The organism is Chelatococcus daeguensis (genome assembly GCF_001887265.1).
GTDB classification, from domain to species: domain Bacteria; phylum Pseudomonadota; class Alphaproteobacteria; order Rhizobiales; family Beijerinckiaceae; genus Chelatococcus_A; species Chelatococcus_A sambhunathii.
In genome coordinates this window covers 1,814,459-1,831,981 of record NZ_CP018095.1, presented here as the reverse complement: position 1 = coordinate 1,831,981, position 17,523 = coordinate 1,814,459, and the positions used below count along the sequence as shown (strand labels likewise).

Below are 17,523 nucleotides of genomic sequence, written 5' to 3'. Positions count from 1 at the left end.
GAACGATGGCCCGTCAATCGTCCTTGGGTGCCGACCGGCCCGACAACTGCAACTGCCCACCCTCTCCGGTGGCGATATAGGTCTTCAATTCGTCGAGCGAGGCGAACTTGAAGACGCCGCGGCCCGTCTCGGCCTCGATGGAACCGTCGGAGTACATCACATAAAGATTGCCGCCGGCGCTGTAGGTGCCGACGACGGTCGGCGCCGCCGGGGCGGCGTCGGCCTCCTGCTCCGCAGGCGCGGGCTCCCCGGCTTCGTCATGCTCCGCCGGGGCCTCCTCGGCGCGGTCCGTTGCGGGCCCGTCTTCAGACGGTTCCGGCGTTGCCCCGTCAGCGGCCAGTGCAGAAGAAGGTTCACGTCCCTGTTGTTGCCAGGGGGCTGCAGGCGCCTCGAAGCCCTTCACGTCGCCCCGGTCCTCCGTGCGACGCAGCCAGGACGGGAGTTGGGGCAGTGTTTCCTCACCCTTCGGGGCGGGCTCCGGCTCGGCCTCCGCTTCGGGTTCCTCCGACACCTGGGGCGCCGTGCCGAAGGTCGACAGGCGGGGCTCTTCCTTCTGCTGTTCGCCAGCCTCCTGCGATTCGGTCCCGGCCGTCCGAGGCTCCGTGACAAAGAAATCCCGCGAGAAGTCGAAGCGGGCGAACGGATCATCCAGCTTGCCGCTGCGCGGGGGCTGGGCCGACACCTCCTCTGCCGATGCAAGCTGGTCCGGGGCTGGGGCGGAGACCGGCTCCTCCCGCTCTTCCGGCTCTTCCCGTTCTTCCTCAGCTGCCGGACGATCCTCGAATCGGCGCGAGGGGAACGGTCGCATCGTCTCGAAGCCCGGCTCCTCGGCCGCCTCCCTCTCCCGCGTCTCCTCCTCCGCCCATGCCTTTCCCCCGAGGGTCGGCGCGGCCGTACCGGCGGCGGCGGAGGGTGCTATCGGCACGCCGGGGACGACGACAGGACGAAAATCCGCCCCGTCGTCGAATGGCTGCTCGGCCGCCCGGCCCAGCGACGACTCGCGGGCCGGAAGGAACTCGAGGCCCCCAGCGAGGCGGCGCAGGTCGCGCATCAGAAGCGCAATGGCCGCCAGAACGAAGCCGGCGGCGGCGAAGACACTGCCGGCGATCACCATCGACCATCCGCGCTCGAGCACGATGACTTCGGCACCGGCCATCACCGCGTAGAAACCGCCGGCGACGAGAACACCTGCAACGACGAGGATTACGGCAACCATCACACGACAACTTTCATTTCAGTCTACGCCATACTTCTTCGGCGCACAGTAAAGCCTTGCGCTCATGCTGCCAACTCGTGGCGCTCTGCGCAGCGCGCGCTTGCCCCGTGCGCCGACCGTCCCTAAGTAGACCGGGTGGGCTCTTCCACGGCTACCCGCACCCCACGGGAGGCCAGCATGACCGTCGACCGCTGAGGCAATTCGTCGACGGCTGTGGTCCTGGCCTGCGGCGCGTCCACCGGCACGCGTCCCGGATTCCTCGATGCGGAAGCAAAGGAGATAACGATGTCCTTCACCCTCCCCGATCTTCCCTATGCCTACGACGCCCTCCAGCCGTACATGTCCAAGGAGACGCTGGAGTATCACCACGACAAGCACCACAAGGCCTATGTCGACAACGGCAACAAGCTGCTCGAGGGCACGGACCTCGCCGGCAAATCGGTGGAGGAAGTCGTCGTCGGCTCTTTCGGCAAGAATCAGGGCCTCTTCAACAATGCCGGCCAGCACTACAACCACATCCACTTCTGGAAGTGGATGAAGCCGAACGGCGGCGGCGCCATCCCCGGCAACCTCGAGAAGAAGATCATCGAGGATCTCGGCTCCGTCGAGAAGATGAAGGAAGATTTTGCCCAGGCGGGCGCCACGCAGTTCGGCTCCGGCTGGTGCTGGCTCGCCGTCAAGGACGGCAAGATCATCGTCATGAAGACGCCGAACGGCGAAAACCCGCTGGTGCACGGCGCCAAGCCGATTCTCGGCTGCGACGTGTGGGAACATTCCTATTACATCGACTATCGCAACCGTCGCCCCGACTATCTCAAGGCGTTCATCGAGAATCTCGTGAACTGGGAATACGTGACGGAGATGTACGAGGCAGCCACCCGCTGAGGGATGCGCCGATTCGCATCGCGAACGGGGCCCGTCGGGCCCCGTTTTCCTTATGGGGAACTTAATAGGGATCGCTCGCCTCGATGATCTCCTGGCCCATCAGGACGCATTCGCCGGGGATCTGCGCATAGATGAGGCGCATGCGGTAATCGGCCTTGTAGACCGCGCCGGGCACTTCGACGACGTCGAAACGGCCCTTGCCCCGCAGCGCCTTGATCGTGCCGAGCGACTTCACGCGGTCGGCGAAGACCGCGGCGCGATCGTCACCTTCGGTATGGAACTTCAGCAGTTTCAGCGCCTGCCCGGCGGCAGCGGTGGCACAGGCCGGCTCCTCGGCCACCGTCGGGGATGCGAAGATGAGGAGCGCCGCGCAGGCGGCCAACCTGATTCGTGTTCTCGCCATGGGGTGAGTCCCGTTGAGTTTTTTCGCGGACCGGCATTCATCGAAAAGCAGCCGACCGCTCCCGTCATGGCTAGGCGCATGGCCGCCCGGCTTCAAGGCCGAAAGGAAAGAATGCCGTTGCAGCGCGCGGCCGTTGCGGCATGATCGCGGCGCATTCTCACCCCGAACGGATATCCAGCATGAATATGGTCGGTCTCAGCCGGCGCACCTTCCTCGCGGCGGTGGCCCTCGTCTCCTCCGCCCCAGCCATGGCCGCAGCCGGTGAGCCGGACACCGTCGTCAGGGCGATCTACGACCGCGCCGCCCAGGGCCAGGGCGACGAGGGCGGCATGTTCCTCTTCGACGAAGCCGTGCGGCGCAGGAACTTCTCGAGCGCGCTCGACGCCTTGTGGCGCAAGGCCGAAGCGATTGCCGAAGCGAACGACGAGCCGGTGCTCGACTTCGATCCCGTCACCAATTCGCAGGACCCGGACGTGAAGTCCTTCACCGTGGCGAGCGAGGCGCGGACGGATGCCACCGCCCTCCTCGCGGTGACGCTCACGGGCCGCTTCACGGAGCGCGCGCAGGCGGCCGATGCGGTGGTGCGCTATGTCCTTATCCTGGAGGACGGCAGCTGGAGGATCGACGACCTGCGCGGCAGCGTCGACGGCGAGGCATGGTCCCTCAGGGCGATCCTGAAGCAGAGGACAGGCGAGTAGCCGCCCGCCCCTGGAGAGTGAATCTTTCCCGCTTTTCTGCCACGATCGAAACCGATAAGAGCGGCCCTGGCCGCACCGCTCGTCCGACGGGTGCGCCAGGCCACGCCGGCAGGTGCCTGTCGACCGTTTCCCTCGCGTCCCTTTCCGGAATTCAGCTGATGTCGCTCGGCCTCTTCGGGGAACATGTCGGCACCACGCCCGCCGGGGCGGAGTATCGGCCGGGCGCGGCGGCCGTCCTGCGCGACGAGCGGCGCTTATGCTGAAGAAGCTCCTGTCCGTCGGCGGCTTCACGCTGCTCTCGCGCCTCACCGGCTTTGCCCGCGACGTCGTTTTCGCTGCGGTGATGGGTGCCGGCCTCGTCGCCGATGCCTTCTTCGTGGCGCTCCGGCTGCCGAACCACTTCCGCGCCATCTTCGGCGAGGGGGCCTTCAACGCCGCCTTCATTCCCGCCTATGCGCGCATTCTGACCACGGACGGTGCGGAGGCCGCCCGCCGCTTCGCCGACCGGGTGTTCTCGCTGCTCACGCTCGTGCAGCTCGCGCTGCTCGCCGCGGCGCTCGCCCTCATGCCGCAGTTCATCGACCTGATGGCGCCGGGCTTCCGGGACGAGCCGGCGAAGTTTGAGCTGACGGTGACGCTGACGCGCATCACCTTTCCCTACCTCCTCTTCATCACGCTGGTGACGCTCGTCTCGGGCGTGCTCAACGCCGCCGACCGCTTCGCCGCCGCGGCCGGGGCGCCTATCCTCCTCAACCTGTCGCTCATCGTGGCGATGGGCCTCGCCTTCCTCTTCCCGACGGCCGGCCATGCCGCCGCCTGGGGCGTTGCGGCCGCGGGCGTGCTGGAGCTTGCGCTCGTCTGCTGGGACGCAAGGCGCGCCGGCCTCGCGCCGCGCTTTGCCGTGCCGCGCTTCGATGCCGACATGGTCGCCTTCTTCAAGGTGCTCGGGCCGGCCGTCATCGGCTCGGCCGGCGTGCAGATCGCCATGTTCGCCGACACCATCATCGCCGCCATGCTGCCGACCGGCGCGATCTCCTCGCTCTATTATGCCGACCGCCTCTACCAGCTGCCAGTCGGCGTCGTCGGCATCGCCGCCGGCACCGTCCTGCTGCCGGAGATGAGCCGGCGCATCGCCGCGGGGGACGTCGCGGGCGCGCACGGCGCGCAGAACCGGGCCGCCATCTTTACCCTCGTGCTCGCCGCCCCCTGCGCCGTCGCCTTCCTCGCGGTGCCCGACCTCATCATGCAGGCGCTGTTCGGCCGCGGCGCCTTCACCGCCGAGGATGCCGCGGCGGCGGGCGCCGTGCTCGCCGCCTATGCCACCGGCCTGCCGGCTGTGGTCCTCATCCGCTCCGCGGTGGCAAGCTTCTATTCCCGCGCCGATACGACGACGCCGGTCATCGCGTCCTTGTCGGCCGTCGCCGTCAACGTGGCGCTGAAATTTCTCCTCGTTGGCTCGATGGCGGCGCCAGGCCTCGCCCTTGCCACCGCGGTCGGCGCCTGGGTCAACGTGCTCCTGCTCTTCGTGCTGGCGAAGCGCCGCGAATGGGCGGCGCCGAGCCGCGAGCTGGGCTGCGCCATTGTCGCCATCACCATCGCCTGCGCCGTGCTCGGCCTTGCGGCGCTCGCGGCCGAGCGCTGGGGCGATGGCCTCTTGCCTGCCACCCTGCCCTGGCGACCTCAGGTGCTGATCTTCCTCGTCGCGACAGCCGGCGCGCTCGCCTATGGCGCGACGCTGCTGGCCGGGATCAGGCTGATGCGCGTGCCGCTGCGGCGCGTCTAGAATGTCACGGCACCGCCTGCAGGGTGGCGTGGCGCGTCGCGCCGCCACTGTCGGCGATCTCGGCGACGAGCTTGCGCCGGGCCGCGACGGCGAAGGGGCGCGTTTCGTCGGCGATCTCGACAAAGGCGCCGGGCCCACCGATCAGCTGCTCACCGTAATAGGTTTCCAGCGACATGCCGCCCGGCCCACCTGGGCGCCCGCCCGGCCGGCGGATGGCGAGGGCATTGATGGTGAAGCCCTTCGCCAGGGCCTCCGCCCGGGCCTCGGCCAGCGGCCGGCCGCCGATGTTGGGGCCGTCGCCCGAGACGTCGATGACCTTGCGCATGCCCGAAAAGCCGCTCTCCTCGACGAGGCGCACGGAATAGTCGATGGCGTTGGAGATCGAGTTGTAGCCATAGGCGCCGCGCGGGCGCGTGCGCAGCTTGTGCGCGAAGGCCTCGGCGGTCGCCGGATCGCGGATGACCTGCCAGTCGACGACGGTCACCTGCGATTGCGGGCCACCCCATTCCACATAGGCGACGGCGATGGCGCCGATGAGGCCGCTGCCGATGGCGGCAAGGACGTCGTTGCTCGTCAGCGCGCTCGCCCAGCCCTCGCGCTGCAGGGTGAGTTCGTCGTCGTCGATGGAGCCCGAGCCGTCGGCCGCCAGCACCAGCTCGAGATCGACCTCCTCGGCTCGCGCCGGGACGGAAACGAGCGCGATGAGAAGAAACGACAGGCCCGCCAAGATCCGCATGTCCACCTCCGGCATCCCCGGCGCGGAAGCCTAGGGATGCGGAGGGAATGCGTCACTTCAGGATGACGTTATCCGCCGACCTTCTCGCCGGCATGGGCGAAGGCCCAGTAGAGCTCGCGCGCCTGGCGGTAGAAGGGGCCGGGCTGCAGTTCGCGCTCGTCGATCCTGAGCACGGGCATGACCTTGGAATAGTTGCCCGAGAGGAAGATCTCGTCCGCATCCACGAAATCGTCGTAGCGCAGCGTCGTCTCGTGCACCGTCACGCCCGCCTCGCGCAGCAGCCTGATGACGCGCTGCCGCGTGATGCCGTTGAGGAAGGTGCCGTTGGGCGCCGGCGTCAGCACCTCGCCGTCGCGCGCCATGAAGACGTTCGTGGTGGCGGTCTCGGCGACATTGCCGAGCATGTCGAGCACGAGGGCGTTGTCGAAGCCCTTGCGCTTCGCCTCGAGGACGGCGCGGGCGTTGTTGGGATAGAGGCAGCCGGCCTTGGCGTCGGTCGGCATCGTCTCCAGCGTCGGGCGGCGGTAGCTCGCCTTGGTCAGCGTGATGCCGCCGGGCTTGGGCATGGGCGCCACGAAGAGGCAGAGGCAGAAACGGGTCGACTCAGGATCGGGCGCGATCACCGCCGGCCCGTCCGCCTCGGCCCAGTACATGGGCTTGACGTAGAGCTCGGCGCCCGGCCCGAACTTGCGCGCGCCCTCCCGCGCGAGCTCGACAATCGCCTCGGGTTCCATGGTCGGTTTCAGCCCGAGCGTCTTGGCCGAGCGGTTGACGCGCGCGGCATGGCTGTCGATGTCCGGCATCACGCCCTCGAAGACCCGAGCGCCGTCGAAAACGGAGGTGCCCTGCCAGAAGGCGTGGCTGCGCGGCCCCATGAGCGGCGGGTTGCCCTCATGCCAGCCGCCATCGAACCAGGTCCATGTCTCGCTATACCAAGGCCGAGATTGCCCGGACATCATCATGCTCCAATACGTCAGTGTTCTTGTCCCATCGAACGCCCCGTCCGGCGCGCCGTCAATGGTGCGCGGGCTCATCGTCCAATGAATATCGCTGAAGCGTCCACCACGCTTGCGTGATGTGGCCGCGGGGCGCCATCCTGCCGGCCTGTCACCCATGAAAGCGCAGGGGGAACGCGCATGGCTCTTCTCGATGAGGCGGCGCCGGGCGCGGGCGTCGTCGTTTTCGACGCCTACGGCACGCTGTTCGACGTGCATGCCGCGGTGGCGCGGCATGCCGGGGCAATCGGCCCGGATGCCTCGGCGCTGTCGGATGTCTGGCGCGCCAAACAGCTCGAATATTCCTGGGTGCTGTCGCTCTATGGCGACTTCCGGGATTTCTGGCAACTCACGCGCGAGGCGCTCGACCATGCGCTCGCGCGTTTTCCGTCCGTCGACCGCGCCATCGCTGACAAGCTCCTTGGCGCCTACCGCGTGCTCGACGCCTATGAGGAGGTGCCGGCCGTACTCGCCGCCCTCAAGGCCGGCGGGCTTGCAACGGCGATCCTCTCCAACGGCGAAAGGTCGATGCTTGCCGATGCCGTCGCCTCGGCCGGCATCGGCGAGCATCTCGATGCGGTCCTGTCCGTCGACGAGGTGCGCGTGTTCAAGACGAGCCCCACAGCCTATGCGCTCGTGACGCGCCGGTTCGGCATCGAGCCGGCGCAGGCCGTCTTCGTCTCGAGCAACCGCTGGGACGTGGCGGGCGCCGCGCGCTTCGGCTTCCGAGCCGTCTGGGTCAACCGCGCCGGCGCGCCGGACGAATATGCCGACCAGCGCCCCGTCGCCATCGTCCGCGACCTGAACGGGCTGGTGTAGCGTGGGGTCGTGAAGCACCGTCTCTCCGGCCCGTCTGCCGGCCATCGACGCCATTGAACACGCACCAGTTCCAAGGCGCCGGCGGGACACACGACGTTTAAATGACCTTCCGACCATTTCCACCGTCATGCCCGCGCTTGTCGCGGGCATCCACGCCGCGAAGCCTGCGCGAGATCGAAAGGCGTGGATGGCCGCGACAGGCGCGACCAGGACGGGCGGGAAGGTTGTGCCGTTCTTCCAACGGTCCCGCGCGCCGCTCCGACAGCTGCGGGACAGGCACGGGCATGACGGTGGAAGCGGCGGTGCCCCTTCCCTGTCGCGCCAGCTGCCCTATTGCGCCAGTTCGGCGAGGATGCGCGCCCAGGAGCGGATGCCCTTGTGGAAGCTCGTCATGTCGTATTTCTCGTTGGGCGAATGCACGCGGTCGTCGTCGAGGCCGAAGCCGACGAGGAGCGAATCGACGCCGAGCGTGCGCTTGAAGTCGCCGACGACGGGGATCGAGCCGCCCGAGCCGATGGTGACGGGCTCCCTGCCCCATTCCGCGGCGAGCGCCTTGCGCGCCTTGTTGAGCACCGGACCGTCATAGGGCAGCGCGACGGCGCGCGAGCCCTTGTGGGCGATGAACTCCACCGAGCAATCCCCGGGCAGCTGCCGGCGCACGAAATCGCGGAAGGAATCGCGGATCGCGTCGGGGTTCTGGTCGCCGACGAGGCGGAAGGAGATCTTGGCCCGCGCCTCGGCGGCGATGACGGTCTTGGTGCCCTCGCCCGTATAGCCGCCGATGATGCCGTTGACGTCGCAGGTGGGGCGGGACTGGATCTGCTCGATGAGGAGCCGCCCCTTCTCGCCCGCCGGATATTTGAGGCCGACACCGCCAAGAAATTCCTCGGCCGTGAGGTTCAGCGCCTTCCACTGCTCAATCACCTCCGGCGGCGTCTCGGCGACGCCCTCGTAGAAGCCCGGCACGGTGACCCGGCCGTCCGCATCGTGCAGCGAGGCGATGATGCGGGCGAGCACGCGGATCGGGTTCTGCGCCGCGCCACCGAAGAGGCCCGAATGGAGGTCACGGTCGGCCGCGCGCACGGTCAGCTCTTCATAGAGCATGCCGCGCAGCGAGGCGGTGATCGCCGGCGTCTCGCGGTCCCACATGCCCGTGTCGCAGACGAGGGCGACGTCGCAGGCAAGCTCCTCCTTCGTCGCCTCGACAAAGGCCGGCAGGTTGCGGGAGCCGTCCTCCTCCTCGCCTTCGAGCAGGACGGTGATGCCGACCGGCAGCGAGCCGGTGACCGCCTTCCACGCCCGGCAGGCCTCGATGAAGGTCATCACCTGGCCCTTGTCGTCGCAGGCGCCGCGCGCCACGATGATCTTGCGCCCGCCCGGCAGTTCGGCGAGGCGCGGCTCGAAGGGCGGCGTCTCCCAGAGGTCGAGCGGATCGACCGGCTGCACGTCGTAGTGGCCGTAGAACAGGACATGCGGCGCGCCCTCGCGTCGCTGGTGGGCGAGCACCACCGGGTGGCCCGGCGTTTCGCGCAAGCCCGCCGCGAAGCCGAGACCCTCGAGGTCGGCAGCGAGCCATTCGGCCGCCTTGCGGCACTCCTCCTTGTAGGCCGGGTCGGTCGAGATGGAGGGAATGCGCAGGAGGCCGAAGAGGCGGTTGAGTGAGGCGCCGAGATCCTCGTCGATCCTTGCGAGTACCTGGTCGAGATGCGACATCGATGCCCTCCACGGCGAAGGCGGCCCGATGGGCCGCCTGGAATGTTGGAACGAAAGGTGCTCAGCGCTTGGTCATGGAGCCAAGGATGCCGCGCAGGATGGCGCGGCCGAGCTGGGTGCCGATGGTGCGCGCGGCTGAGGAGGCCACGTTCGTGATCACCCGCTCCGTGACGGTGACGGTCCGGCGTCCGCCCCTGCCGGCTGGCTGGCCACCGCCGAGAATGCCGCCGAGCGTGTCGAGCACACCGCCCTCGCTGCCGGCGCCGGCCTGCTGCGGCGCCTGCTTGGCGGCCGCGGCCTCGGCGGCACGCTGCGCCAGGATCTCATAGGCCGATTCCCGATCAACCGCGTTATCGTAGCGGCCCTTGAGCGGGCTTGCCGCGATCAGTCGCTCGCGTTCCTGCTGCGTCAACGGGCCGACGCGGGCCGAGGGCGGCGCAATCAGAGTGCGCTCCACCACGGAGGGGGCGCCCTTGCCTTCGAGCACCGACACCAGCGCCTCACCGACGCCGAGCTCGATGATGGCCTTCTCCGTGTCGAAGGCGGGGTTCTGGCGGAAGGTGCCGGCTGCAGCGCGCACGGCGCGCTGATCGCGCGGGGTGAAGGCGCGCAGGGCGTGCTGGATGCGGTTGCCGAGCTGGGCGAGCACCGTCTCCGGCACGTCGAGCGGGTTCTGCGTGACGAAATAGACGCCGACGCCCTTCGAGCGGATGAGTCGCACCACCCGCTCCACCGCCTCCACCAGCGCCTTCGGCGCGTCGGAGAACAGCATGTGAGCCTCGTCGAAGAAGAAGACGAGCTTGGGCTTGTCGAGGTCCCCCACCTCCGGCAGTTGCTCGAACAGCTCCGACAGCAGCCACAAAAGGAAGGTGGCGTAGAGCCGTGGGTTGTTCATCAACTTTTCGGCGGCCAGGATGTTGATGACGCCGCGCCCGTCCCGGTCGATCCGCATCAGGTCGGAGATGGCGAGCGCCGGCTCACCGAAGAAGAAGTCTCCCTTCTGGTTCTCCAGCACGAGGAGCTGGCGCTGGATGGCGCCAACGGACTGGGTCGAGACATTGCCGTATTGCGCCGACAGCGCGCTCGCGTTTTCCGCCACATGGGCGAGGATGGCGCGCAGGTCCTTCAGGTCAAGCAGCAGCAGGCCCTGCTCGTCCGCGACGCGGAAAGCGATGTTGAGCACGCCCTCCTGCGTGTCGTTGAGGTCGAGCAGCCGGGCGAGCAGCAGCGGCCCCATCTCCGAGACCGTGGCCCGGACCGGATGGCCGCTCTCGCCGAAGAGGTCCCAGAAGGTGACGGGGAAGCTGTCCGCGGCATAGGTGACGCCGATGTCGGCGGCGCGCTTGACAAAGGGCTCCTTGCCCTCGCCCATGGCGGCGACACCGGACAGGTCGCCCTTGATGTCGGCGGCGAAGACCGGCACGCCGGCATTGGAGAAGCCCTCGGCGAGCACCTGCAGCGTCACCGTCTTGCCGGTGCCGGTCGCGCCGGTCACGAGGCCGTGGCGATTGGCGAGTCGCAGCAGCAGCTCCTCGTATCTGGGAGTGTCCTTGTGAGCATCGCCGGTGGCCTTGCCGATGAGAATGGTGCCTTCTTCCGCCATGGATCGTGCCATCCCTCGCGTCTCGTCCATCGGCGCCTGCGACGCCGATTCAGCTTATAGGAGATCGGGCGCTGCCTTTCCACAACGGGAGCGCCGACCGCACGGCGAAATGCGCCCTGACCGCGCGCTCCGGAATGGTTTCGATATGAACTATCTGCTTGCTTTTCGCGACAGCGGCGCAAAAGATGCCCCACCTTCCGACACAGGAGCCCATGATGGACGAACTCGTCGCACGCATAGCTGAAAAGGTTGGTCTCGACGCGGCAACGGCGCGCAAGGCCATCGCAATCGTCCTCAACTTCCTGCTCAAGGAAGGCCCGGAGACGGAGGTGCGCCAGCTCATCGCCGCCCTGCCCGGCGCCGAGGCCGCGATGGCCGAAGCCAGCGGCAACGGCAAGGGCGGCCTTGCCGGCATGGTTGGCGGCCTGATGGGCGGCGGCATCATGGCACTCGGCGGCCAGCTGACATCGGCGGGTCTGTCCATGGGGCAGATGCAGGCCCTCGGCCGCGAGCTCTTCGCCTATGGCCGCGAGAAGGCGGGCGAGGACGTTATGGGGCCCATCGTCGGCGCCGTGCCCGGCCTGTCACAATTCGTGTGAAGCTTCGAGCGCGCGCCCCGGCGCGGGTTGCGTCGGCGGCGCGCGCAAAACCATCGCAACAGCTGCAGACGGCTTGACAGGCGGCCGCCACGGCGTCACGCAGCGGGCATGACAGAAGCGCTCAGCCGCCGGCAGCTCGCCGGCGTTCCCCTCGTCGGTCGCCCGCGTATCATGGGCATCGTCAACGTCACGCCCGATTCCTTCTATGACGGCGGGCGCCTGCCGACGGTGGATGCGGCGCTCATGCATTGCCGCGCGCTCGCCGAGGAGGGGGCGGACTTCATCGACATCGGTGCCGAATCGAGCCGGCCGGGCCACACTCCCATCAGCGCGACGGAAGAGCTGGCGCGGCTGATGCCGGTACTCCGGCGCTTCGTCGCCGAGAACGCAACGCCCGTCTCCGTGGACACGACAAAGGCAGCGGTCGCGGCCGCGGCCGTCGCCGCCGGCGCGCGCATCATCAACGACATCTGGGGCCTGCAAGGCGACCCGGACATGGCCCGCGTTGCGGCCGAGCACGGCGTGCCCGTCATAGCCATGCACAATCGGCCTGGGGCCGATGCGGCGATCGACATCCTCGCCGACATGCGGGACTTCTTCGCGCGCACGCTCGACATCGCCGCCCGGGCCGGCATCGCACGCACCGACATCGTGCTCGACCCCGGCATCGGCTTCGGCAAGACACCGCAACAGAACCTTGTCGTGCTGCGCCACCTTGCCGAGCTGCGCGACCATTTCGGCCTGCCGATGCTCGTCGGAGCCTCGCGCAAATCCTTCATCGGCCATATCGTGAGCACGGTACCGGACGAGCGCCTGCCCGGCACACTGGCCGCCCATGTCATCGCAGCGGCTGCGGGCTGCGAGATCGTGCGGGTGCACGACGTCGTCGCCCATGTGCAGGCGCTGAGCGTCGCCGATGCCATAGCCAAGGCCCAGTCATCATGAGTGATCGCATCACCGTCCGCGGCCTCGCCCTGCGTGGCACCCACGGCGTCATGCCCGAGGAACGGGTGCTGGGGCAGCCCTTCATCCTGCACCTGACGGCCGAGCTGCCGCTCGCCGCGGCGCAGCGCTCCGACAGGCTCGAGGACACGCTCAATTATGCCGAGATGGTCGAGGTGGCCCGCGCGGCTTTCTCCAGCCGGCATTTCGACCTGATCGAAGCCGCCGCCGGCGCTGTCGCCGATGCCATCATGGCGCGGTTCCCGCGCATTGAGCGGCTCGAGGTCACCATCGAGAAGCCACATGCGCCGATCGATGCCATCTTCGAGACCGTCGCCGTCACCATCGGGCGCACGCGCCATGACTAGCGCCGTCCCCCAGCGCGCGACCCCGGTCGAGGCCATCCTCGGGCTCGGCTCGAATATCGGCGACCTGCGCGTGCAGATCGACTGCGCGGTGGCCGCCCTGCATGCGACGCCCGGCGTGCGCGTGATCCGCCATTCCGCCTATTATCGCACGGCCCCGTGGGGCGAGACGAACCAGCCGTCATTCCTAAACATCTGCATCGCCATTGAGACCACGCTCGACCCGCGCACCCTTCTCGAAACGGCCCTCCGGATCGAGCAGGAGGCCGGCCGCGTGCGGCGCGAGCGCTGGGGGCCGCGTATCATCGACATCGACATCCTGTTTTATGGCGACGAGGTGATCGACGAGCCGCATCTGCACGTTCCGCACCCCTATATCGGCGAGCGGGCCTTCGTTCTCGCCCCCCTCGTCGACATCGCGCCCGAGCGGATGATCGGGAGCCGCAGCGTGCGCGAGGCGGCAGCGGCCATCGACATGACCGGCATCGAGCGGCTGGACTGGGAAGTCCATCTCTGAGGGCGATCGCTCGGCCGTTCCGCATCTGCCCAGGCGGTATGGGCATCGATGCGACCAAGGAAGGGTGGTGAGGCGGCATCGCCCGTGGCAATCTCGGCGCCGTTCCATCGCTTCGCACGAGGCCGCAACGCGTGATCGAAGACCTTGAGCTCGCTGCTGCATTTCCCCAGGCCACCCGCGACGACTGGCTCGCCCAGGTCGAACGCGCCCTGAAGGGAGCGGATTTCGAGAAGAAGCTCGTTTTCCGCAGCCGCGAAGGCATCGTCGTCCAGCCTCTCTATGGAAAGGCCGAAGCTGCGCCACCGCCCCTCGGGCGGGCCGAGGCCGGACCATGGCAGGTCTTGCAGCGCATCGAGCATCCCGACCCCACCGAGGCCAACCGGCTGGCGCTCGCCGATCTCGAAGGAGGGGCGAGCGGGCTCGTGCTCGCTCTCGCCGGCTCGGCAACGGCACGCGGCTTCGGCTTGACGCTGGCGGATGCCGATTCTCTGGCCGCCGCGCTATCGGGCGTCCTGCTCGAACTTGTGCGCATCCGGCTCGAGACGGCGCCATTCGACGGCCGCCGCGTCGCCACCATCGTCGCCGAACACGCGGCGCGGCGCGGCCTGCCGGCCTCCGGCCTCGATATCGACTTCGGCCTCGACCCAGTCGGCGACTTCGCGCGTACCGGCCGCCTGCCGCTCCCCTGGCCGGAACTCGCGAAACGGCTGACCGGCACGGTCGCGGACCTCAGCACCAAGGGCTTTGCCCGCGGCCTCCTGCGTGTCGATACGCGCGCCTGGCACGAGGCCGGCGCCGGGCCGGCGCAGGAGCTCGCGGCCGCGCTCGCGACCGGCGTCCTCTATCTGCGCGTGCTGGAAGAGGCCGGCATCGCCCCGGAAGAGGCAGCCCCGCTCCTCTCCTTCCTCATGCCGGCGGATGCGGACGCCTTCTTCACCCTCGCCAAGTTCCGCGCCTTGCGGCGCCTGTGGGCGCGGATCGAGAACGTCTGCGGCCTCGCGTCGCGGCCGATCCGCCTCGATGCCGAGACCGCCTGGCGCATGGCGACGAAGCGCGATCCCTGGGTCAACATGCTGCGGGCGACGGTCGCCACCTTCTCCGGCGCTCTCGGCGGTGCGGACGGCATCACGGTGCTGCCCTTCACGGCCGCGCTCGGCCTGCCCGATGGCTTCGCCCGGCGCATGGCCCGCAACACCCAACTCATCCTCGCCGAGGAATCGAACCTGTGGCGCGTCACCGACCCCGCCGCCGGATCCGGCGCCTTCGAGGCGCTGACCGAGGCGCTGTGCGAAAGGGCCTGGGGCCTGTTCCAGACCATCGAGCGTGAGGGCGGCATTCTCGCCAGCCTCTCCGCCGGCCACGAGCAGGCGCGCATCGCCGAAACACGCGAAAAGGCCAGACGCGACATCGCCACGCGCAAGGCGCCGATCACCGGCACGAGCGAATTCCCGCATCTCGGCGAGGCGCCGGTCGCCGTCCTCATGCCGGCGCCGGACGAGGTCGGTCCTGCCCTGTCCGCAGACGCGGCCCTGTTGGCCGAGCCGCTGCCGTCGATGCGGGACGCGGAACCGTTCGAGGCGCTGCGCGACGCGAGCGATGATACGCTTGTCCGCTGCGGCCATCGCCCGTCCATCTTCCTCGCCAATCTGGGACCGCTTGCCGCCTTCACCGCGCGGTCGACCTTCGCCCGCAACTTCTTCGAGGCCGGCGGCATCGCGGCGCTGACGAACGACGGCTTTGCCGGATCGCGGGGCACGACCGACATCGCAGCCCTCGCCGCCGCCTTCGCCGGATCTGGCGCCGCCATCGCCTGCCTGTGCGGCACGGACGAGGCCTACGAGACGGAGGGGGAAGCGGCGGCTGCCGCCCTCAAGGGGGCCGGTGCCACAGCCATCTGGCTCGCCGGCCGTCCGGCCGAGCCGCTCGCCGCGCGATTGGCCGGCGCCGGCGTCGAGGACTATATTTTCATGGGCTGCGATGCGCTCGCCCTGCTTACCAAGGCACAGGCAGCGGCCACGCCGGCTCGGAAAGGGATGTCATGACGCGGATCCCGGACTTTGCGAACGTTCCCTTCGCCGACATGCCGCCCGGTACGGCCGGTGCCGCGGGAGAGCCGTGGCTGACGCCCGAGGGCATCCTGGTCAAGCCGCACTACGGCGAGCCAGACCGCAAGGGACTGGACTTCCTCGACACCTTCCCCGGGCTGCCACCCTATTTGCGCGGCCCCTATCCTACCATGTACGTCAACCAGCCGTGGACCGTGCGCCAGTATGCCGGCTTCTCCACGGCCGAGGATTCCAACGCCTTCTACCGGCGCAACCTCGCCGCCGGGCAGAAGGGCCTGTCCGTGGCCTTCGACCTCGCCACCCACCGCGGCTATGACAGCGACCACCCGCGCGTCGCTGGCGACGTCGGCATGGCCGGGGTCGCCATCGATTCCATCTACGACATGCGCACGCTGTTCGCGGGCATCCCGCTCGACGAGATGAGCGTGTCGATGACCATGAACGGCGCCGTGCTGCCGGTGCTGGCGCTCTACATCGTCGCGGCCGAGGAACAGGGAGTGCCGCCCGAGAAGCTCGCGGGCACCATCCAGAACGACATCCTCAAGGAATTCATGGTGCGCAACACCTACATCTACCCGCCCAGGGGGTCGATGCGCATCATCTCGGACATCTTCGCCTTCACCTCGGCGCATATGCCGAAGTTCAACTCCATCTCCATCTCCGGCTACCACATGCAGGAGGCGGGGGCGACGCAGGATCTCGAGCTCGCCTACACGCTCGCCGACGGCGTCGAATATATCCGCGCCGGCCTCGCGGCCGGGCTCACCATCGACCAGTTCGGGCCGCGGCTCAGCTTCTTCTGGGCCATCGGCATGAACTTCTTCATGGAGGTGGCGAAGCTGCGGGCCGCGCGCCTCCTGTGGGCGAAGCTCGTCAAGGGCTTCTCGCCAAAGAACGACAAGTCGCTGGCACTCAGGACCCATTGCCAGACCTCCGGCTGGTCGCTGACGGCGCAGGACGTGTTCAACAACGTCACGCGCACGGCTATCGAGGCCATGGCGGCGACGCAGGGGCACACCCAGTCGCTGCACACCAACGCCCTCGACGAGGCGCTCGCGCTGCCGACGGACTTTTCCGCCCGCATCGCGCGCAACACCCAGCTCTTCCTGCAGCAGGAGAGCGGCACGACGCGGATCATCGACCCGTGGGGCGGCTCCTACTACGTGGAGCGGCTGACGGGCGAGCTCGCCGCGCGGGCCTGGGCCCACATCCGCGAGGTGGAGGAGCTCGGCGGCATGGCGAAGGCCATCGAGGCCGGCATCCCCAAGCTGCGCATCGAGGAGGCGGCGGCGCGGACGCAGGCACGCATCGATTCCGGCCAGCAGGCCGTCATCGGCGTCAACCGCTTCCGCCCGGACGACGAGCCGCCGATCGAGGTGCTGAAAGTCGACAATTCGGCCGTGCGCGCGGCGCAGATCGACAAGCTCAAGCGCCTGCGGGCCGAGCGCGACGCCCCGGCGGTGGAGGCGGCGCTCGCGGCCCTGACGAAGGCCGCCGACACCGGCGAGGGCAACCTGCTCGCCCTTGCCGTCGATGCCGCCCGGGCCAAGGCGACGGTCGGCGAGATTTCCGCGGCACTGGAGAAGGTCTGGGGCCGCCACCGGGCGGAGATCAAGGCCATCTCCGGCGTCTACAAACGGGAGGTCGGCGCGATGAGCGATGCCGTCGAGCGTGTTCTCGCCCTCGTGGAAGCTTTCGAGCATGACGACGGCCGCCGGCCCCGCATCCTCGTCGCCAAGATGGGCCAGGACGGGCACGACCGCGGCCAGAAGGTGATCGCCTCGGCCTTCGCCGACCTCGGCTTCGACGTCGATATCGGCCCCCTGTTCGCGACCCCGGCGGAGGCTGCCCGCCAGGCTGTGGAGAACGACGTGCACATCGTCGGCGTCTCCTCCCTCGCCGCCGGGCACCTGACGCTGGTGCCGGAGCTGAAGGCGGAACTCGAGAAGCAGGGCCGGCCGGACATCATGATCGTCGTCGGCGGCGTCGTGCCGCCGCAGGACTACGAGGCCGTGACCAAGGCCGGCGCCTCGGCCATCTTCCCGCCGGGCACGGTGATCGCCGAAGCGGCCGAGAAGCTCATCAGGGAGCTCAACCGCCGCCTCGGCTACGAGCCGAAGCAGGCCGCAGAGTAGCGGGCACGATCCACCGGGCCGGCGATCGCGGCAATGGCGTCATCGGGT

General features: G+C 68.8%; 16 protein-coding genes. 10 read left to right on the top strand and 6 right to left on the bottom strand.

Annotated features, from left to right (window positions below):
- Positions 1–13: 13 nt before the first annotated feature.
- Positions 14–1,216 carry a hypothetical protein gene (locus BOQ54_RS20035; protein ID WP_071923723.1) on the bottom strand — a complete coding sequence of 401 codons (1,203 nt, stop codon included), beginning with the start codon at positions 1,214–1,216 and terminating at the stop codon, positions 14–16.
- Positions 1,217–1,501: 285 nt separating this feature from the next.
- Here BOQ54_RS20035 and BOQ54_RS08750 point away from each other — a divergent pair, with 285 nt between their 5' ends.
- Positions 1,502–2,101, top strand: coding sequence for a superoxide dismutase (locus tag BOQ54_RS08750; RefSeq protein WP_055458507.1), 600 nt, complete (start codon positions 1,502–1,504; stop codon positions 2,099–2,101).
- A gap of 61 nt (positions 2,102–2,162) precedes the next feature.
- Here BOQ54_RS08750 and BOQ54_RS08745 read toward each other — a convergent pair whose 3' ends face one another.
- Positions 2,163–2,504: a hypothetical protein gene (locus BOQ54_RS08745; RefSeq protein WP_071923722.1), complete on the bottom strand. Its 342-nt coding sequence runs from the start codon at positions 2,502–2,504 to the stop codon at positions 2,163–2,165.
- Between the two features lie 179 nt (positions 2,505–2,683).
- On the opposite strand from BOQ54_RS08745, the gene BOQ54_RS08740 reads away from it, so the two are divergent.
- Positions 2,684–3,202 carry a DUF3828 domain-containing protein gene (locus BOQ54_RS08740; RefSeq protein WP_245316173.1) on the top strand — a complete coding sequence of 173 codons (519 nt, stop codon included), beginning with the start codon at positions 2,684–2,686 and terminating at the stop codon, positions 3,200–3,202.
- A 256-nt stretch (positions 3,203–3,458) separates the two neighbouring features.
- The gene (gene murJ, locus BOQ54_RS08735) at positions 3,459–4,985 is read left to right on the top strand and encodes a murein biosynthesis integral membrane protein MurJ (protein ID WP_071923721.1); all 1,527 of its coding nucleotides are present in this window, start codon (positions 3,459–3,461) and stop codon (positions 4,983–4,985) included.
- 4 nt (positions 4,986–4,989) lie between these two features.
- Here the strand turns inward: murJ and BOQ54_RS08730 are convergent, their stop codons facing one another.
- Both BOQ54_RS08730 and BOQ54_RS08725 read right to left on the bottom strand, forming a co-directional pair.
- Entirely contained in the window at positions 4,990–5,721 is a 732-nt protein-coding gene (locus BOQ54_RS08730; RefSeq protein ID WP_055458508.1) for a DUF1194 domain-containing protein, read from the bottom strand.
- A gap of 68 nt (positions 5,722–5,789) precedes the next feature.
- Positions 5,790–6,683, bottom strand: coding sequence for a branched-chain amino acid aminotransferase (locus BOQ54_RS08725; RefSeq protein WP_083585944.1), 894 nt, complete (start codon positions 6,681–6,683; stop codon positions 5,790–5,792).
- A 174-nt stretch (positions 6,684–6,857) separates the two neighbouring features.
- Between BOQ54_RS08725 and BOQ54_RS08720 the strand changes: the two genes are divergently transcribed.
- Positions 6,858–7,535 carry a haloacid dehalogenase type II gene (locus BOQ54_RS08720; RefSeq protein ID WP_071923720.1) on the top strand — a complete coding sequence of 226 codons (678 nt, stop codon included), beginning with the start codon at positions 6,858–6,860 and terminating at the stop codon, positions 7,533–7,535.
- A 330-nt stretch (positions 7,536–7,865) separates the two neighbouring features.
- On the opposite strand, the gene BOQ54_RS08715 is transcribed toward BOQ54_RS08720, so the two are convergent.
- Positions 7,866–9,248, bottom strand: a complete 1,383-nt coding sequence (locus tag BOQ54_RS08715) for a dipeptidase (protein WP_071923719.1) — start codon at positions 9,246–9,248, stop codon at positions 7,866–7,868.
- A 61-nt stretch (positions 9,249–9,309) separates the two neighbouring features.
- Complete coding sequence (locus BOQ54_RS08710) at positions 9,310–10,851, bottom strand: helicase HerA-like domain-containing protein (protein ID WP_071923718.1); 1,542 nt, start codon at positions 10,849–10,851, stop codon at positions 9,310–9,312.
- A gap of 215 nt (positions 10,852–11,066) precedes the next feature.
- Here BOQ54_RS08710 and BOQ54_RS08705 point away from each other — a divergent pair, with 215 nt between their 5' ends.
- The 6 genes from BOQ54_RS08705 to scpA all read left to right on the top strand — a co-directional run bounded on the left by BOQ54_RS08705 (position 11,067) and on the right by scpA (position 17,475).
- Complete coding sequence (locus BOQ54_RS08705; protein WP_055458510.1) at positions 11,067–11,450, top strand: DUF2267 domain-containing protein; 384 nt, start codon at positions 11,067–11,069, stop codon at positions 11,448–11,450.
- A 108-nt stretch (positions 11,451–11,558) separates the two neighbouring features.
- Positions 11,559–12,395: a dihydropteroate synthase gene (gene folP / locus BOQ54_RS08700; RefSeq protein WP_071923717.1), complete on the top strand. Its 837-nt coding sequence runs from the start codon at positions 11,559–11,561 to the stop codon at positions 12,393–12,395.
- Entirely contained in the window at positions 12,392–12,760 is a 369-nt protein-coding gene (gene folB, locus BOQ54_RS08695; protein ID WP_055458415.1) for a dihydroneopterin aldolase, read from the top strand. The genes folP and folB overlap by 4 nt, the downstream gene beginning before the upstream one ends.
- Entirely contained in the window at positions 12,753–13,274 is a 522-nt protein-coding gene (gene folK, locus BOQ54_RS08690; RefSeq protein ID WP_071923716.1) for a 2-amino-4-hydroxy-6-hydroxymethyldihydropteridine diphosphokinase, read from the top strand. Before folB ends, folK begins: the two co-directional genes overlap by 8 nt.
- A gap of 134 nt (positions 13,275–13,408) precedes the next feature.
- Positions 13,409–15,316 (top strand): methylmalonyl-CoA mutase subunit beta, encoded by a 1,908-nt coding sequence (locus BOQ54_RS08685; RefSeq protein ID WP_071924450.1) that lies wholly within the window; start codon positions 13,409–13,411, stop codon positions 15,314–15,316.
- Complete coding sequence (gene scpA, locus BOQ54_RS08680; RefSeq protein WP_071923715.1) at positions 15,313–17,475, top strand: methylmalonyl-CoA mutase; 2,163 nt, start codon at positions 15,313–15,315, stop codon at positions 17,473–17,475. Before BOQ54_RS08685 ends, scpA begins: the two co-directional genes overlap by 4 nt.
- The last annotated feature ends 48 nt before the right edge of the window (positions 17,476–17,523 follow it).

What these genes read in the sequence shown, in the direction of transcription:
- BOQ54_RS20035 (WP_071923723.1), bottom strand. Translation starts at nt 1,216, where the DNA reads ATGGTTGCCGTAATCCTCGTCGTTGCAGGTGTTCTCGTCGCCGGCGGT.
- BOQ54_RS08750 (WP_055458507.1), top strand. Translation starts at nt 1,502, where the DNA reads ATGTCCTTCACCCTCCCCGATCTTCCCTATGCCTACGACGCCCTCCAG.
- BOQ54_RS08745 (WP_071923722.1), bottom strand. Translation starts at nt 2,504, where the DNA reads ATGGCGAGAACACGAATCAGGTTGGCCGCCTGCGCGGCGCTCCTCATC.
- BOQ54_RS08740 (WP_245316173.1), top strand. Translation starts at nt 2,684, where the DNA reads ATGAATATGGTCGGTCTCAGCCGGCGCACCTTCCTCGCGGCGGTGGCC.
- murJ (WP_071923721.1), top strand. Translation starts at nt 3,459, where the DNA reads ATGCTGAAGAAGCTCCTGTCCGTCGGCGGCTTCACGCTGCTCTCGCGC.
- BOQ54_RS08730 (WP_055458508.1), bottom strand. Translation starts at nt 5,721, where the DNA reads ATGCGGATCTTGGCGGGCCTGTCGTTTCTTCTCATCGCGCTCGTTTCC.
- BOQ54_RS08725 (WP_083585944.1), bottom strand. Translation starts at nt 6,683, where the DNA reads ATGATGATGTCCGGGCAATCTCGGCCTTGGTATAGCGAGACATGGACC.
- BOQ54_RS08720 (WP_071923720.1), top strand. Translation starts at nt 6,858, where the DNA reads ATGGCTCTTCTCGATGAGGCGGCGCCGGGCGCGGGCGTCGTCGTTTTC.
- BOQ54_RS08715 (WP_071923719.1), bottom strand. Translation starts at nt 9,248, where the DNA reads ATGTCGCATCTCGACCAGGTACTCGCAAGGATCGACGAGGATCTCGGC.
- BOQ54_RS08710 (WP_071923718.1), bottom strand. Translation starts at nt 10,851, where the DNA reads ATGGCGGAAGAAGGCACCATTCTCATCGGCAAGGCCACCGGCGATGCT.
- BOQ54_RS08705 (WP_055458510.1), top strand. Translation starts at nt 11,067, where the DNA reads ATGGACGAACTCGTCGCACGCATAGCTGAAAAGGTTGGTCTCGACGCG.
- folP (WP_071923717.1), top strand. Translation starts at nt 11,559, where the DNA reads ATGACAGAAGCGCTCAGCCGCCGGCAGCTCGCCGGCGTTCCCCTCGTC.
- folB (WP_055458415.1), top strand. Translation starts at nt 12,392, where the DNA reads ATGAGTGATCGCATCACCGTCCGCGGCCTCGCCCTGCGTGGCACCCAC.
- folK (WP_071923716.1), top strand. Translation starts at nt 12,753, where the DNA reads ATGACTAGCGCCGTCCCCCAGCGCGCGACCCCGGTCGAGGCCATCCTC.
- scpA (WP_071923715.1), top strand. Translation starts at nt 15,313, where the DNA reads ATGACGCGGATCCCGGACTTTGCGAACGTTCCCTTCGCCGACATGCCG.